Source organism: Kribbella sp. CA-253562 (assembly GCF_050942265.1).
Classification (GTDB): Bacteria; Actinomycetota; Actinomycetes; order Propionibacteriales; family Kribbellaceae; genus Kribbella.
In genome coordinates, this window is the sequence record NZ_CP192049.1 from 4079245 (window position 1) to 4095241 (window position 15997).

General features: G+C 69.5%; 13 protein-coding genes. 8 read left to right on the top strand and 5 right to left on the bottom strand.

Annotation, left to right across the window (positions count from 1 at the left end):
- Positions 1-28 precede the first annotated feature (28 nt).
- From ACQPXM_RS19345 to ACQPXM_RS19370, 6 genes are all read left to right on the top strand, one after another.
- The gene (locus ACQPXM_RS19345; protein ID WP_432950528.1) at positions 29-742 is read left to right on the top strand and encodes an ABC transporter ATP-binding protein; all 714 of its coding nucleotides are present in this window, start codon (positions 29-31) and stop codon (positions 740-742) included.
- Complete coding sequence (locus tag ACQPXM_RS19350; protein WP_432950530.1) at positions 739-1461, top strand: ABC transporter permease; 723 nt, start codon at positions 739-741, stop codon at positions 1459-1461. The genes ACQPXM_RS19345 and ACQPXM_RS19350 overlap by 4 nt, the downstream gene beginning before the upstream one ends.
- A complete protein-coding gene (locus ACQPXM_RS19355) occupies positions 1458-2690 on the top strand; it encodes a sensor histidine kinase (protein ID WP_432950532.1) in 1233 nt (410 codons plus the stop codon). The genes ACQPXM_RS19350 and ACQPXM_RS19355 overlap by 4 nt, the downstream gene beginning before the upstream one ends.
- Positions 2687-3322: a response regulator gene (locus ACQPXM_RS19360; protein WP_432950534.1), complete on the top strand. Its 636-nt coding sequence runs from the start codon at positions 2687-2689 to the stop codon at positions 3320-3322. Before ACQPXM_RS19355 ends, ACQPXM_RS19360 begins: the two co-directional genes overlap by 4 nt.
- Before the next feature lie 125 nt (positions 3323-3447).
- On the top strand, positions 3448-5691 hold the full coding sequence (locus ACQPXM_RS19365; RefSeq protein ID WP_432950536.1) for a discoidin domain-containing protein: 2244 nt from the start codon (positions 3448-3450) through the stop codon (positions 5689-5691).
- A gap of 62 nt (positions 5692-5753) precedes the next feature.
- Positions 5754-6578, top strand: a complete 825-nt coding sequence (locus tag ACQPXM_RS19370) for an alpha/beta fold hydrolase (protein WP_432950538.1) — start codon at positions 5754-5756, stop codon at positions 6576-6578.
- Here the strand turns inward: ACQPXM_RS19370 and hrpA are convergent.
- Positions 6568-10728 carry an ATP-dependent RNA helicase HrpA gene (gene hrpA, locus ACQPXM_RS19375; protein WP_432950540.1) on the bottom strand — a complete coding sequence of 1387 codons (4161 nt, stop codon included), beginning with the start codon at positions 10726-10728 and terminating at the stop codon, positions 6568-6570. The two genes, ACQPXM_RS19370 and hrpA, sit on opposite strands and share 11 nt — an antisense overlap.
- 111 nt (positions 10729-10839) lie before the next feature.
- Here hrpA and ACQPXM_RS19380 point away from each other — a divergent pair, with 111 nt between their 5' ends.
- Positions 10840-11244 carry a VOC family protein gene (locus ACQPXM_RS19380; RefSeq protein ID WP_432950542.1) on the top strand — a complete coding sequence of 135 codons (405 nt, stop codon included), beginning with the start codon at positions 10840-10842 and terminating at the stop codon, positions 11242-11244.
- 1 nt (position 11245) lies between these two features.
- Here the strand turns inward: ACQPXM_RS19380 and ACQPXM_RS19385 are convergent, their stop codons facing one another.
- From ACQPXM_RS19385 to ACQPXM_RS19400, 4 genes are all read right to left on the bottom strand, one after another.
- Positions 11246-11650, bottom strand: a complete 405-nt coding sequence (locus tag ACQPXM_RS19385; protein ID WP_432950543.1) for a universal stress protein — start codon at positions 11648-11650, stop codon at positions 11246-11248.
- 127 nt (positions 11651-11777) lie between these two features.
- The gene (locus tag ACQPXM_RS19390; RefSeq protein WP_432950545.1) at positions 11778-13361 is read right to left on the bottom strand and encodes a tripartite tricarboxylate transporter permease; all 1584 of its coding nucleotides are present in this window, start codon (positions 13359-13361) and stop codon (positions 11778-11780) included.
- Positions 13358-13981, bottom strand: coding sequence for a tripartite tricarboxylate transporter TctB family protein (locus ACQPXM_RS19395; protein WP_432950547.1), 624 nt, complete (start codon positions 13979-13981; stop codon positions 13358-13360). The genes ACQPXM_RS19390 and ACQPXM_RS19395 overlap by 4 nt, the downstream gene beginning before the upstream one ends.
- Positions 13978-15036: a Bug family tripartite tricarboxylate transporter substrate binding protein gene (locus tag ACQPXM_RS19400; RefSeq protein WP_432950549.1), complete on the bottom strand. Its 1059-nt coding sequence runs from the start codon at positions 15034-15036 to the stop codon at positions 13978-13980. The genes ACQPXM_RS19395 and ACQPXM_RS19400 overlap by 4 nt, the downstream gene beginning before the upstream one ends.
- A gap of 148 nt (positions 15037-15184) precedes the next feature.
- On the opposite strand from ACQPXM_RS19400, the gene ACQPXM_RS19405 reads away from it, so the two are divergent.
- On the top strand, positions 15185-15979 hold the full coding sequence (locus tag ACQPXM_RS19405) for an IclR family transcriptional regulator (protein ID WP_432950551.1): 795 nt from the start codon (positions 15185-15187) through the stop codon (positions 15977-15979).
- Positions 15980-15997: the final 18 nt, after the last annotated feature.

Sequence of the window (15997 nt, forward strand, 5' to 3'; positions counted from 1 at the left end):
GCCGGCCGCCGGACGGGAGCCTCGAAGCATGACAGTGATCGAGGTCGAGAAGCTCAGGAAGAACTACAAGTCGAAAACCGCGGTGGACGGTATCTCGCTCCGGGTACAGCGCGGTCAGATCGTCGGTGTCGCCGGCGCCAACGGAGCCGGCAAGACGACGCTCGTCGAGTGCATGTCCGGGCTGCGCTCTCGCGACGGCGGCGACGTGCGGGTGCTGGGCATGGATCCGTGGACCCAGCGGCGTCAGCTCCAGCAACGGATCGGCGTCCAGTTGCAGGAGTCCGCGCTGCCCGATGCCCTGAAGGTGGGCGAAGCCTTCCGCCTGTACGCCGCCCTGTACGACCGCGGCGACTGGCGAACGGTGATGGCCGACTGGGACCTGACGGACAAGCAGCGGGTCAGATTCGGAAGCCTGTCCGGGGGTTGGAAGCAGCGGCTGCTCGTCGCGCTCGCGCTGGTGGGCGATCCGGAGATCGTGTTCCTGGACGAGCTGACCACAGGGCTCGATCCGGTTGCCCGACGGACCACCTGGACGATGCTCAAGGCGCTGCGGGAACGCGGACTCACCGTCGTACTGGTGACGCACTTCATGGACGAGGCCGAGGCGCTCTGCGACCAGGTCCTGGTGATCGCCGACGGCCGCGTCGTCGCCGGTGGTACTCCCGCCGAGCTGATCGCGCGGACCGCCACCGATTCCCTGGAGAGCGCGTACTTGACGCTCTCCGGAGCGGAGTTGTCATGAAAGGCCTGCTGCAGGTTGTTGTCGTCGAGCTTCGGCTGATCGTCCGGGATCCCTCGTCGGCGTTCTTCGCGCTGGCGTTCCCGGCGGTGCTGCTCTGGGTGAAGATGCGCAGCTCGGACTCGTTGCCGGGTGGGGTGCGCGACATCGACGCGAACGTGCCGATGCTGACCGTGTTCGTGATCGGCCTCGCCGCGCTGGTGGTCCTGCCCAGCACGATCGCGCAGTACCGGGAGCGCGGGATCCTCAAGCGCCTGCGTGCGACCCCGGCCGCGCCCGGTCTGCTGCTCGGCGCGCAGTGGATCGCCCATCTGGTCCTGGCGGCTGGCGGTACGGCAGTGCTGGTGGCGATCGGCGCCCTCGCCTTCGACCTGGCCGCACCGGCGAACGCCGCGAACGTGCTGCTCGCCTGGCTGCTCGGCGCGACGAGTCTCGGCGGCATCGGTCTGCTGATCGGGGCACTGGTCCCGAACAACCGCAGCGCGACGTTGCTCGGGCTCGGCCTGTTCTTCCCGATGGTGTTCGTGTCCGGCGCGATGATCCCGCGCGAACTGACCTCGGGCGCGCTGCGCACGATCGGCGACTGGACCCCGATGGCGCCGGTGGTCGAGACGATCCGCGCCGGCTGGTCCGGACAGCCGCTGTCCGCCACTACCCTGATCGTCATGGCGGCCATCAGCGTGACGACGACCGCACTCGCGGCCCGGGTCTTCCGCGCATGAGCAAGCCGACCGACGCTCAGCTGCGAGTCGAAGTCGGCGACGTACCGGTGTGGGAGCGCGCTCTCCCCGTTCTGCCGTATCTGTTCCTGTTACTGCCCGCGACCTTCGCGCTGCTCGGCAACTGGCGCCCGATGGTGCTGATCGTCAGCCTGCTCGCCCTTGTCTGGATGGCGTTGCTCTACCGCCCGGAGCGCCTTCAGGGACGTCTGCCGCTGGCGATCGTCTATCTGGTGGGCATGCTCGCGATGCTCGGCGTACTGGTTCATGCCGACTCGCTGTTCTCCGTGACAGGTGTCGGCCTGTTCCTGCAGATCTTCACGATCCTCCCGGGCAAGCTCGCGTACGCCGGTGTCGCCGCGACCGCCGCCGTGCTGGTGCTGGCTCGGCCGCGATCGGGCCAGAGCACCGGCGACCTGATCGCGTCGTTCCTCGTCGCGGTACTGATCGCCTCCGCGACCGGGCTGCTGTTCACCACGATCGCCAACCAGTCCGAGCAGCGGCGGCAACTCATCGCCGACCTGCGCCGGACCAGCGCCGAGCTCGCCGCCCTGGCCGAGCAGAACGCCGAGCTCCAGGCGCGCCTGCTCACCAGCGCTCGCGAGGCGGGAGTGCTCGGCGAACGTCAGCGGCTGGCGCGCGAGATCCACGACACGATCGCGCAGGGCCTGACCGGCATCGTCACCCAGGCCGAAGCCGCCGAGGACGATCCCGCGACGGCCCGGACCCGCCTGACGGCCATCGGCGGTCTCGCCCGCGAGAGCCTCGCCGAGGCGCGCCGATCGATCCACGCGCTGCGCCCGGGTCCCTTGCAGGACAGCGATCTCACCAGTGCGCTGGAGAAGGTCGCCGCCGACTGGTCGACCGCCGGGGGAGTGCCTGCCACCGTCACCGTGACGGGTGATCCGCTGGCCCTGCATCCCGAGGTCGAGGCGACACTGCTGCGCGTCGCCCAGGAGGCGCTGGCCAACGTCACCAAGCACGCCGCCGCGACGCAGGTGGTTGTCACGCTCACCTACCTGGACGATGTAGTTGCCCTGGACATCCATGACGACGGCCGGGGCTTCGTGCCACGATCCGACGGTGGAACCGGGTCCTTCGGCTTGGTGGTGATGCGGCAGCGGGTGGCACGGTTGGCGGGATCCCTGGTCGTCGAATCCGCACCGGGCCGCGGTACGGCGATCTCCGCGACGATTCCGGTGATCCCGCCGGTCTCGGAGGTGCGGGAGTGATCCGGCTGGTGATCGTCGACGACCATCCGGTCGTGCGCGACGGGCTGCGCGGGATCTTCGAGGCCGACGCCGACTTCGAGGTGGTCGGCGAAGCGGGGAACGGCTCGGAGGCTCTGGCGCTGGCCGGGCGGCTCGCGCCGGACGTCGTACTGCTCGACCTGCGCATGCCCGGCCTGAGCGGCGCTGCCCTGATCCGCGCACTGCGCGCACAACAGCCGGACGTGCGCGTGCTCGTACTGACGACCTTCGACGACGACGCCGAAGTGCTCGCGGCGATCGACGAGGGAGCGACCGGCTATCTGCTGAAGGACACTCCACGGACCGAGCTGCGGCGCGCGGTGAAAGCCACGGCCCGCGGAGAGAGCGTGCTCTCGCCGACGGTCGCCGGCGCGCTGACCCGCCGGGCCGCGACGCCGGAGCACCAGAAGTTGAGTCCCCGCGAGCTCGAAGTGCTGGCGCTGATCGCCCGCGGGACCACGAACCGCGAGGTCGCCGGCCGGCTGTTCATCACCGAGGCCACGGTCAAGACGCATCTGCTGCACATCTACGCCAAGCTCGCCGCTAAGGACCGAGCGGCGGCCGTCGCGATCGCGTACCAGCGCGGCCTGCTCGGCGACGCGTCCACCACCTGAGCGGCCGCCGCCGAGTTCCGGAACCACGCTCGGGGAACGTTCCCTTGACAGCCGGTCGAGTCCCGGTCACTCTCTGAGAGAGCGCTCTCTCACCCGCCCTGTTCCTCGTCTGATTGGTCCCGCCCATGTCCTTCAGCACGCGCTCTCCGGTGCTCCCGCGCCGGTCACTCGCGCTCGTCACCACCGGCTTCCTGCTGGCCACCGCCCTCGTCGTCTCTGGTGAAGCCGACGCGGCGGTCGACCACCAGGACGCCGCCTGCGGTACGGCGAACCTCGCCCAGGGACGCCCGGCCACCGCGTCGTCCATCGAGAACGGCGGCGTCCCGGCCGCGGCCGCCGTCGACGGCAATCCCGGAACCCGCTGGGGGAGCGCGTTCTCCGATCCTCAGTGGCTGCAGATCGATCTCGGATCGAGCAAGCCGATCTGCCAGGTCGCCCTCAGCTGGGAGACGGCGTACGGCAAGGCCTTCCGGATCGAGGTGTCCGACAACGCCTCCAGCTGGACACAGGTCTACGCGACCACCACCAGCACCGGCGGCAACCAGACGCTCGACGTCGCCGGCACCGGCCGCTACCTGCGGATCACCGGCACCCAGCGCGCGACCGGCTACGGCTACTCGCTGTGGGAGGTCGCGGTCCGCGGCACCGACGGAGGCTCCGGGCCCGTAATCCCACCCACCGACCCGCGTAACCCCGACTTCGGCCCGAACATCTCGGTCTTCAGCCCGAGCACCCCGCAGGCCGAGATGCAGAACAAGCTCAACCAGATCGCCGCCGAGATGCACACCAACCAGTTCGGCACCCAGCGGTACGCCGCGCTCTGGAAGCCCGGCACCTACACCGCCGACGTCAACCTCGGCTTCTACACCCAGGTCGCGGGACTCGGCCTGTCTCCGGACGACGTCAACCTCAACGGCCACGTGCGGGTCGAGGCCGACTGGCTGCAGCAGGGCGACAATCCGAACAACCTGGGCAACGCCACCCAGAACTTCTGGCGCTCGGCCGAGAACCTGGCCGTCACCACGCCGCCCGGCCAGATCGAGCGCTGGGCCGTCTCGCAGGCGGCGCCGTACCGCCGGATGCACCTGAAGGGCGCACCGGAGATCCAGCTGTGGAACGGCGGTGACGGCTGGGCCAGCGGCGGCCTGTTCGCCGACACCAAGATCGACGGCCGCGTGGTCTCCGGATCGCAGCAGCAGTGGCTGTCGCGCAACTCCGAGTTCGGCAACGGCTGGGCCGGCTCGGTCTGGAACATGGTCTTCGTCGGTGTCAACGGCGCCCCGCCGCAGAACTTCCCGAACCCTTCGCACACCGTGGTCGGCCAGACCCCGCAGATCCGGGAGAAGCCGTTCCTGTACTTCGGGGCCGACGGCAACTACAAGGTGTTCGTCCCGGCCCTGCGCAACAACACGACCGGTACCAGCTGGTCGAACGGCCCGGCCGCCGGTACGTCGATCAGCCTGGCCGACTTCTACGTGGTCAAGCCCGGCGCCCCGGTCGCCACGATCAACGCCGCGCTCGACCAGGGCAAGCACCTGCTCTTCACGCCCGGCATCTACCACCTCAACGACGCGATCCGCGTCACCAAACCCAACACCGTCGTACTCGGTCTGGGCCTGGCCACCCTGATCCCCGACACCGGCCAGGCGGCGATCACCGTCGCGGACGTCGACGGCGTCAAGCTGGCCGGCTTCCTGGTCGACGCCGGCCCGGTCAACTCGCCGGTCCTGATCGAGGTCGGTCCGGCCGGCTCGAACGCCAACCACGCCGCCAACCCGACGTCGCTGCACGACGTCTACGCCCGGATCGGCGGCGCGCACGCCGGCAAGGCCACCGTCAGCGTCCGGGTGAACAGCCACAACGTGATCGGCGACCACCTCTGGCTGTGGCGCGGCGACCACGGTGAAGGCATCGGCTGGGACGTCAACACCGCCGCGAACGGACTCGTCGTCAACGGCAACAACGTGACGATGTACGGCCTGTTCGTCGAGCACTACCAGCAGTACGAGGTGCTCTGGAACGGCAACCACGGCCGCACCTACTTCTTCCAGAACGAGTTCCCGTACGACGTCCCGAACCAGGCCGGCTGGTCCAGCGGCGCCGGCACCCAGGGCTGGGCGGCGTACAAGGTCGCGAACGGCGTCACCAACCACGAGGCGTGGGGCGTCGGCAGCTACTCGTTCTTCAACACCAACCCGTCGATCGTGGTGTCACGCTCCTTCGAGGTCCCGGACACCCCGGGCGTCCGGTTCCACGGCCTGGTCTCGGTCTCACTCGGCGGCGTCGGCACGATCAGCAACGTCATCAACAACACCGGCGGCACCGCCAACGCCGCCACCCAGCAGCGCTACGTCACCAACTACCCGTAACCGGTGCCGATGGGCCCCCGGTAGCCGATACTGGGGGCCCACCGATCCAGGGGAGTGACGTCGTGACCGACAAGACCACCGGCTACGCCCACGTGAACGGGCTCGAGATGTACTACGAGATCCACGGCGAGGGTGGTACGCCGTTGCTGCTGCTGCACGGCGGGTTGTTCAACATCGACCTGCAGTTCGGCGAGTTGCTGCCGCACCTGGCCGCGACCCGCCAGGTGATCGCCACCGACTTCCAGGCCCACGGCCGGACCAACGACATCGACCGGCTGCTGACCTGTCCCGACCTCGCCTCGGACGTCGTCGGCCTGCTCGAGCACCTCGGCGTACCGCAGGTGGACGTGTTCGGCTTCAGCGTCGGCGGCGGCGTCGCGCAGCACCTGGTGATCGACCACCCGGAGCTGATCCGCAAGGCGATCATCTCGTCGGCGTCGTTCCAGAAGGAAGGCGACCGGCCGGAGAACGCGGCGGTCGGTGAGATGAAGGTCGAGATGATCGCCGGCACGCCGATGGAGGCCGACTACCTGGCCAAGTCGCCGCACCCCGACCTGGAGCACTTGCAGGTGCTGCTCGACAAGCTCGGCACCTTCAACCAGGGCGTACCGGAGTGGACCGACGAGCAGATCCGCGGCATCAGCGTGCCGACCCTGATCACCGTCGGCGACAACGACGGCCTCACGCTCGAGCACGCGGTCAAGGTCTACCAGCTGCTCGGCGGCGACGTGAACGCCGACTTCGTCGGTCTGCCGCCGCACCAGCTCGCCGTCGTGCCCGGTAGCACGCACTTCTTCGGCCTGGCCCGCACCGGCCTGTTCCGCGAGCTGGTGCTCGGCTTCCTGGACGCCCCGATGCCCGAGGCGTCCCAGCCGGTCACGCCGTAGCCAGCGCCTTGCGGATGCGCTTGTCCGACACCGGGTACGGCGTACCGATGGTCTGAGCGAACAGGCTGATCCGGAGTTCCTCGAGCATCCAGCGGACCTCGAGGAGCTCCGGGCTCGGATACTTGCCGGCCGGTACGGCGCGCAGGCGGCTCTGGTACTCGTCGGTGAGCAGCTGCACGATCGCCATCCCGGACCGGTCGCGCATCGCGTTCGCGGCGATCTTGTCGAGGCGCATCTCGATCCCGCGCAGGTAGCGGATCAGGTCGGGCAGCCGCTTCGCGCCGGTCTCGGTGATGAAGCCGCGGTGCACCAGGCCCTCGAGCTGACCCCGGACGTCGGAGAGCGCGGCCAGCAGCGCCGGGCTCGACGACCGGGAGATCTGCTTGTCGACCGTGCGTGCGTGCGCGAGCACCTGCTCAACCTGTCGCAGGATCGTCAGCACGGTGTCGGCGAGGTCCGAGCGGACCGCGTCGCGCAGGATCGAGAACGCCGTCAGGTTCCACGCGGGGCCCCCGGCGGCAGCCATCAACTGGTCGATCGCCGCCGAGATCGCGTCGTCCAGCAGATCGCCGACACTGCGGTGCGGTCCGGCCAGCAGCGTCATCTTCTGCTGGTTGGTCAGGTTCTTCTGGACGACGTCGACCACCGACGGCATGGTCAGCAGGAGCAGCTTGCGCGTGCCGGCCCACATCGCGGCGGCCTGGTCGCGCTCGGTCTCCTGCAGCCGGACGGCGACCGTCGTGCCCTCGTCGACCAGCGCCGGATAGCCGGCGACGGTCAGCCCGGCGCGATGCTCGGAGAAGCTGCGCGGCAGGTCACCGATGGTCCAGTCGGTCAGCCCGGCGCGCTCGAGCCCGTTGACCGCCTTGGACGCGACCTTGGAGATCGCGGCCGTCGTCTTCGGCTTCAGCCGCTCCTTCAACCGGGCCAGGTCCTTGCCTTCGGCCACCGTCTTGCCGTTGTCGTCGACGACCCGGAAGGTCATCCGCAGGTGCTCCGGGACGCGGCTCCAATCCCAGTCCGACGGCTCGATCACGACGTCGCGCAGGTTGCGCAGCTCGCGGGCCAGCGCGTCGGTCAGCGGACCGGACGACGGGTCGAGGTGGGGCAGCACCTGGCGCGCGTGGTCCGGGGCCGGCACGATGTTGCGCCTGATCGCCTTCGGCAACGACTTGATCAGCGTGGTCACCAGTTCCTCGCGGAAGCCGGGAACGCTCCACTCGAACCCGTCGGCGCTGACCTGGTTGAGCACGAGCAGCGGCAGGTGCACGGTCACGCCGTCCGCGTCGGTGCCCGGCTCGAAGGCGTAGGTCAGGTCGAAGGTCATACCGTTCTGCGACCAGGTGAGCGGGAACTCCTCCTCGCGCACCTCGGCGCCCTCGCGGACCACCAGCGACCGCTCGAAGTCGAGCAGGTCGGGATCGCGCTGGCGCGCCTTCTTCCACCAGGTGTCGAAGTGCCGCCCGGTGACGACCTCGGGGCCGAGCCGCTCGTCGTAGAAGGCGAACAGCGTCTCGTCGTCGACGCGCAGATCCCGGCGCCGGGTCCGTTCCTCCAGCTCCTCGACCTCGTCGAGCAGCTGGCGGTTGGCGTGGAAGAACTTGTGGTGGGTGTCCCAGTCACCCTCGACCAGCGCGTTGCGGATGAACAGCTCGCGGGAGACCTCCGGGTCGACCGAGCCGTAGTTGATCTTGCGGCGGGCAACGATCGGTACGCCGTACAGGGTGACCTTCTCGTAGGCCATCACCGCGCCGGCCTTGCGTTCCCAGTGCGGCTCGGAGTAGCTGCGCTTGATCAGGTGCTGAGCGATGTCCTCGGCCCACTCGGGCTCGATCTTCGCGTTCACCCGGGCCCAGAGTCGCGACGTCTCGACCAGCTCGGCGGCCATCACGAACTGCGGCGGCTTCTTGAACAGCCCCGAACCGGGGAAGATCGCGAACTTGGTGCCCCGGGCCCCCAGGTACTGGTGCTGGTTGGCCGGGTCCTTCATGCCCAGGTGCGACAGCAGGCCGGACATCAGCGAGATGTGCACGCTCTGCGGGTCGGCCGGTTCGCCGCTGTTCAGCGTGACGCCGATCTGGGTGGCGACCTGGCGCAGCTGCGCGAAGATGTCCTGCCACTCGCGGACGCGCAGGTAGTTGAGGTACTCGCTGCGGCACATCCGGCGGAACTGGTTGCCGGACAGCTCCTTTTGCTGCTTCTTGAGGTACGCCCACAGGTTCAGGTAGCCGAGGAAGTCGCTGTTCGGGTCGCGGAACCGGGCGTGCGCCTGGGTGGCCTGGGCCTCCGCGTCGGTCGGGCGCTCGCGCGGGTCCTGGATCGACAGCGCCGCGGCGATCACCATCACCTCGCGCACGCACGCGTGCTTGTCCGCCTCGACGATCATCCGGGCCAGGCGCGGATCCAGCGGGATCTGCGCGAGCTGACGGCCGATCGGGGTCAGCCGGCGATGTCGCTCGCCGGCCTTGGCCGGCTCGATCGCCCCGAGCTCGGTGAGCAACTGCAGGCCGTCGGTGATGCTGCGCTTGTCCGGCTCGTCGATGAACGGGAACGCCGCGATGTCGCCGAGCCCGATCGCGGTCATCTGCAGGATCACCGAGGCGAGGTTGGTGCGCAGGATCTCGGGATCGGTGAACTCCGGGCGGTTCTCGAAGTGTTCCTCGGAGTACAGCCGGATGCAGATGCCGTCGCTGGTCCGGCCGGAGCGGCCCTTGCGCTGGTTCGCGCTGGCCTGCGAGATCGCCTCGATCGGCAGGTGCTGGACCTTGGTGCGATGGCTGTAGCGCGAGATCCGGGCGGTGCCGGGGTCGATCACGTACTTGATGCCCGGCACGGTCAGCGAGGTCTCGGCGACGTTGGTCGCGAGCACGATCCGGCGGCTGCTGCCGTGCGGCTGGAAGACGCGGTGCTGCTCGGCGTTCGACAGGCGGGCGTAGAGGGGGAGCACCTCGACCGACGAACCGGGCCGGCCGCGTTGCGCGGCGAACTTGTCGTTCAGCGCGTCGGCGGTGTCACGGATCTCCCGCTCGCCGCTGAGGAAGATCAGGATGTCGCCCGGTGCCTCGACCGACAGCTCGTCGACCGCGTCCAGGATGGCCTGGGTCTGGTCCCGCTCCAGCGTGCTCGGGTCCTCGGGGTCGTTGACCGGGCGATAACGGACCTCGACCGGGTAGGTCCGGCCCGAGACCTCGACGATCGGGGCCGGTACGCCGTTCGCGTCGGCGAAGTGCTCGGCGAACCGCTCCGGGTCGATGGTCGCCGAGGTGATGATCACCTTCAGGTCGGGCCGGCGGGGGAGCAGCTGCCTGAGATAGCCGAGGATGAAGTCGATGTTGAGGCTGCGCTCGTGCGCCTCGTCGATGATCAGCGTGTCGTACCGGCTCAGGTCACGGTCGCGCTGCAGCTCGTTGAGCAGGATGCCGTCGGTCATCAGCTTGACCAGCGAGCGATCGCTGACCTTGTCGGTGAAGCGCACGGCGTACCCGATGGTGTCGCCGAGCTCGGTGTCGAGCTCCTCGGCGATCCGCTCCGCGACGGTCCGGGCCGCGAGCCGCCGGGGCTGCGTGTGCCCGATCAGGCCCTGGACGCCACGGCCGAGCTCCAGGCAGATCTTCGGGATCTGCGTGGTCTTGCCCGACCCGGTCTCACCCGCGATCACGACGACCTGATGGTCCCGGATCGCCGCCGCGATGTCGTCCTTGAGCTGACTGACCGGCAGCTCTTCGGGATAGGTGATCTCCGGTACGGCGAGCCGGCGTAGCTCGACCCGCCGCTCGGCCTGCTCGATCGCGCCGAGCATGCCTTGCAGCGCCTGCGCCCGCTTGGCCGGCTCCCGCGTCGTGCGCACCCGCTCCAGCCGCCGCCCGAGCTGTTCCCGGTCGTGAACCGTCAGGCCTTCCAGCCGAGGAAGCAAGTCAGCCACGCTCGGGCCGCCCTCGACATCGACCTCAGCCTTGCGGGGCCGCCGATCGGTGGAGCCGGACGTCGGGCCGGCAGTCGGCTGGGCGTCCGTGCTGGTCGTGTCGCCGGCCGGACGGCCGCGCTTTCCGCCGCGACGGCGGGGACGGCGGCTGGGGGTCGCGTTCGCGGGGTCCTGGACGGGACCGGTGGCTGGGGTGGGACTGGAGGACTCGGTCCGGGCATCAGGCATGGCACCGATCAGTTTAGATGCCCCACTCCAATCACTCACCCGGATTACCCTCCGGGCAATCGATCAGGAATCGAGAAGCCCCCGGCGGACCGCGGACCTAACGTTCCGGTCATGAACCTGACAATCCACTGGACCTTCCTCCCGCACACCGACGCCGACGCCTCGTTGGCCTTCTACCGCGACGTTCTCGGCTTCGAGGTCCGCAAGGACGTCGGCGCCGACCGGATGCGCTGGATCACCGTCGGCCCGGCCGACCAGCCCGGCACCTCGATCGTGCTGACCCCGCCGGAAGCCGCCGACCTCACCGACGACGAGCGCAAGGTGCTCGAACAGCTGATCGCCAAGGGCGGCTACATGCTGGTGTTCGCCGCCGACGACCTCGACAAGACCTACGAGCAGATTCGCGGCGCCGGGGCGGACGTCGTTCAAGAGCTCATGGACCAGCCGTACGGCGTCCGCGACTGCGCCTTCCGCGACCCGGCCGGCAACATCGTCCGCATCCAGCAGCGCGACTGAGTCAGTCCCGGGTGCTGGGGACCTTCACCGCGAGGACCGGCACCGGAGACTCCAGCAGGACCCGCTGGGCCGTGCTGCCGAGGATCAGCTTGCCGACCGGGCTTCGCCGGCGCAGGCCCAGCACGATCAGCGAGACGTCGTCGGCGGCGGCTGCCTTGAGCAGTTCGGCGGCGACGTCGCCGGTGCCGACGGCCTGCTGGATGGTGACCTCGACGCCGAGCGCGCGCAGCTTCGCCTCGGCGGCGGCGAGTTCGTCGGCGTTGGCGTAGCGGCTGTCGATGTAGGCGTCGCCGCGGCTGGTGTTCAGCAGCAGCACCTGCGCCCCGCGCAGCTCGGCTTCGGCGGCGGCCGCGGTCAGCGCGGCCTCTCCTTCGGGGGTGGGCACGTAGCCGACGAGGATCTTCACAACTCACACTCTCCCATCAGGTCGGACCTGCACCACCCACCAAGCGCCCGCGGATCCGGCGCGTCACGCTCAGCTGGGCCGCCGGGGCCGCCGGAAACGGCGGTTGGTGGGTGGTGCACGTCCGGGGTCAGTCGTCCTCGCCGAAGGTGAGGCGGTCGCGGGTGGGCTGGGTGCCGCGGACGCGGGCGACCAGCCGCGGCAGGTACGGGACGAACAGTGCGAGCACGGTCAGCACGATGATGATCAGGCTGAGCGGCCGGGTGAAGAACACGCTCGCGTCGCCGTTGGAGATCACCAGCGCCCGCCGGAACTGCTCCTCCATCGTCGGGCCGAGGATGACGCCGAGGATCACCGGCGCGATCGGGAAGTCCAGCTTGCGCATGAAGAACCCGATCACCCCGATCAGCAGCGCCATCAGCACCTCGTAGCCCGAGCCGGACAGCGAGTACACGCCGAGGCAGGCGAAGACCAGGATCCCGGCGTACAGCAGCGGCCGGGGGACCTTGAGTACCTGGACCCAGATCTGGATCAGCGGCAGGTTCATGATCAGCAGGATCAGGTTGCCGACGTACAGTGACGCGATGAGCGTCCAGACCAGCGTGCCCTGGTCCTCGAACAGCTGCGGCCCGGGCTGCACGTTGAAGATCTGGAACGCCGCCAGCATCACGGCCGCGGTCGCCGACGTCGGCAGGCCGAGCGTGAGCAGCGGCACCAGGACCCCGGAGAACGACGCGTTGTTGGCCGCCTCGGGCCCGGCCACGCCCTCGATCGCGCCGTCGCCGAACTCGTCCGGGTGCTGACGTCCCGCCCGCCGGGCTCGTTTCCGGGCCCGCCGCTTCTCGATCGTGTACGACAGGAACGTCGGTACCTCGGCGCCGCCCGACGGGATCGCCCCGAACGGGAAGCCCAGCGCGGTCCCGCGCAACCAGGGCGCCCACGACCGCGACCAGTCGGCCCTGTTCAGGTAGCCGGTCCGCAGCTGCCCTTTCTCCAGGACGGCCGGCCGGTCCGGCGTACTGCGCAGCTTCGACGCGACGTGCAGGGTCTCGCCGATCGCGAACAACCCGACGATCACGATCACCACGTCCACGCCGTCGAGCAGCCGCAGCGTGCCGAAGGTGTAGCGCTGCGCGCCGGACAGGCTGTCGAGTCCGATCAATCCGATGAACAGGCCGACCGTGAGCGAGAGCAGTCCGCGGACGAGCGAATGCCCGACCAGCGCGGTCACCGCGACCATCGCCAGCAATGTGATCGCGAAGTAGTCGGTGGCCTGGAAGTTGCTGGCCAGGCTGCCGATCGGTTTGGCCACGAACGTCAGCAGCACGGTCGAGATCGTGCCGGCCACGAACGAACCGATCGCGGCTGTGGCCAGCGCGGCTCGGGCCCGGCCCTTGAGCGCCATCTTGTGGCCCTCGATCGCGGTCGCCACCGAGGCGGACTCGCCGGGGGTGTTGATCAGGATCGAGGTGGTCGACCCGCCGTACATCGCGCCGTAGTAGATCCCGGCGAACATGATGAACGCGCCGATCGGGTCGGAGAAGTTGAAGGTGATCGGCAGCAGCAGCGCGATGGTCAGCGCCGGGCCGATGCCGGGCAGGATGCCGACCAGCATGCCCAGCGTCACGCCGAGCACGGCCCAGAGCAGGTTCATCGGGTCGAGCACGGTGCCGAACCCGTGCATCAGGTCGCCGAAGACGGCAAGTGGGATCACAGGCCGAGCACCCCTTCCGGCAGCGAGATGTCGAGGAACTGGGTGAAGGCGATGTAGACGACGACCGCGAGGACGACGGCCACGACGATGTCGCGGACGAGCTGCCGGCTGCCGAGCACCCGGGCCGCGGCGAAGAAGAGCAGCGCGGTCGCGATCAGATAGCCCAGCGGTACGACGAGGAACGCGTACAGCACGAGCAGCGCGGAGATCGCCACCGGCTCGAACCAGCTCCGCTCGGCGATTCCGCCGCCGGTCTCAGCGGGCTCGGTCTGTGCCGTATGGCGGGGAGAGCGCAGCCCTTCGACCAGGTAGCCGAGCGACAGCAGGAGCCACGCGGACGTGACGAGCAGGGGGAAGAACCTGGGGCCTTGCGGGTCCAGGCCCTTCGGGCTGCGGATGTCGAAGACGCCGATCAGGAAGGTGGAGCTCAGTACGACAAGCACAACCGCGGCGATGATCCGGACCAGCCGGGACGCCTCGACCTCGACATCGGCGGTGCGAACCGGTTCCCCGGCGACGGCGTCCGCCGCGGTTGCGCCCGGGCTCGGAGTGGCGCCCGGGTCGGTCGTCGCCGAGGCGGGGGTTGCCGGCCGCGCCGGTTCGGTTGCGTCGGTGCTCATACGATCCCCAGTTCCTGCAGCAGTCCCTCGACCCGGGTGGTCTCGTCGGCGATGAACTTCGTCGCCTCGTCGCCGGTCTTGAAGAAGTCGGTCCAGCCCTGCTTCTCGCGGATCTCGGCCCACTCGGGTGAGTTGTTGACCTTGGTGACGAACTCGATCAGCCGTTGCCGGTCGGCCTCCGGGATGTCCGGCGGTGCGACGATCGCGCGCCAGTTCAGCACCTCGGTGTCGTAGCCCTCCGACTTCAGCGTCGGCAGCTGCTTGCCGGCCACCGTCATCGGCTCGGTCCCGGTCGTCGCGAGCACCCGCATCTTGCCGGCGGTGATCTGCTCCTCGAACTCGCTCAGCCCGGAGATGCCGACGGTGACATCGCCGGACAGGATCGCGGCGGTCGCCTCGCCACCGCCGGAGTAGCTGATGTACTTCACCTTCGACGGATCCGCGCCGGCGGTCTTCACCAGGACCCCCGCGGCGATGTGGTCCGTACCACCGATCGTGCCGCCGCCCCAGCTGACCGACGCCGGATCGGCCTGGTACTTGGCGACCAGGTCCTTCAGCGACTTCAGCGGCGAGTCGGCCTTGACCACGAACACCTCCTGCTCGGCGGTGAGGGTCGCGATCGGGGTCGTGTCGGAGAGCGTGATCTTGGACTGGTTCAGGGTCAGCGCCCCGACCATGACCAGGCCGGTGACCATCAGGTTGTGCGGGTCCTTGCGGCTCTTGGTGACCAGCCTGGACACGCCGACGGCGCCGCCGGCACCGGTCACGTTGACCACCGACGTGGCGCGGCCGGGCAGCACGTCGTCCTCCTGGACGACGTGCTGGAACTGCCGGGCGGTCAGGTCCCAGCCGCCGCCGGGCGCGGCGGGCACCATGATCTCGAGGTTGCGGGACGGGAAGTCACCGGCCACGCTGTCGCTCTCGAGCGCCGAGCAGCCCGACAGCACCAGGCTCACGGACAGCCCGGCGGCGAGCAACGCGGAGCGCCGGGAGCGACGCCTGGTACGGCGGCCGGCGGTGGTGCGTGGCACGAGCCGCGGCAAGGATCGCGACATCGGGTACCTCCTTCAGGGCACGCGGGGGCAAGGGGTGGCCTGGATCACTGGCGACCGTAGCAGCATTCCACCAGGAGGTACAGAGATTCCGTTCTGCGGACCGGCGGGTTATCTTCGGCACTGGAAGTGACCGGCGGAAAGGGGCGGCATGACGGACGGTGGGCCTGCTGGAGAGCGTGAGCTGGCGGGAGTCCGGAGTGTGCACCGGGCTCTCGACCTGCTGGAGCGGTTCGACGACGAGCACCCGACCTGGACGCTGGCCGAGCTGACGGCGGCGAGCAAGTTGCCCAAGACAACGGTTCTGCGGCTGGTGACGACGCTGGAGCAGCGTGGTCTGGTGGCGGCGATCGGACCGGGGCGCTACGCGATCGGGCCGGGCTTCCTGCGCTGGTCGCGGTTGAGCAGCGCGAGTATGGAGATCCCGCCGGCCGTCCGGTCCGCGATGGGCAAGCTGGCCGCCGACACAGGGGAGACGGCCAACCTGTACATCCGGGTCGGGCGGACGCGCGTCTGCCTGGCGCAGGCGCAGGGCACGTTGAGCGTGCGGCACTCGATCGCGGTCGGCTCGGCGCTGCCGCTGTGGGGTGGCGCGGCGTCGCGGGTGCTGCTCAGCGATCCGCCGGTGCTGGCGGCCGACCCGTCGGTGATCGACGACGTCGCCGTCGAGTCGCCGTACGGGAGCGACTTTCCGAAGAAGCTGCGGGCGCTGGCGGCGGCGACGGGGGAGCGGGGGTTCGCGATCACCCACGGAGAGCGCGAACTCGGGGCCTCCGGCGTATCCGCGCCGGTACTGCGATCGGACGGGCGTGTGGTCGCGGCGGTCGGGATCGGCGGACCGACGACGCGCTTCAACGAGGAGCGGTTGCCGGGTTACGTGCAGGCCGTACGACGTTGCGCCCGGACGATCGGGTCGACCGGCTGGAGCGGGTTCAGTGCGTCCTGACAGCAGTTCGACCGCGGG

Coding starts and splice junctions, on each gene's coding strand:
- ACQPXM_RS19345 (WP_432950528.1), top strand. CDS start 29: ATGACAGTGATCGAGGTCGAGAAGCTCAGGAAGAACTACAAGTCGAAA.
- ACQPXM_RS19350 (WP_432950530.1), top strand. CDS start 739: ATGAAAGGCCTGCTGCAGGTTGTTGTCGTCGAGCTTCGGCTGATCGTC.
- ACQPXM_RS19355 (WP_432950532.1), top strand. CDS start 1,458: ATGAGCAAGCCGACCGACGCTCAGCTGCGAGTCGAAGTCGGCGACGTA.
- ACQPXM_RS19365 (WP_432950536.1), top strand. CDS start 3,448: ATGTCCTTCAGCACGCGCTCTCCGGTGCTCCCGCGCCGGTCACTCGCG.
- hrpA (WP_432950540.1), bottom strand. CDS start 10,728: ATGCCTGATGCCCGGACCGAGTCCTCCAGTCCCACCCCAGCCACCGGT.
- ACQPXM_RS19380 (WP_432950542.1), top strand. CDS start 10,840: ATGAACCTGACAATCCACTGGACCTTCCTCCCGCACACCGACGCCGAC.
- ACQPXM_RS19395 (WP_432950547.1), bottom strand. CDS start 13,981: ATGAGCACCGACGCAACCGAACCGGCGCGGCCGGCAACCCCCGCCTCG.
- ACQPXM_RS19400 (WP_432950549.1), bottom strand. CDS start 15,036: ATGTCGCGATCCTTGCCGCGGCTCGTGCCACGCACCACCGCCGGCCGC.
- ACQPXM_RS19405 (WP_432950551.1), top strand. CDS start 15,185: ATGACGGACGGTGGGCCTGCTGGAGAGCGTGAGCTGGCGGGAGTCCGG.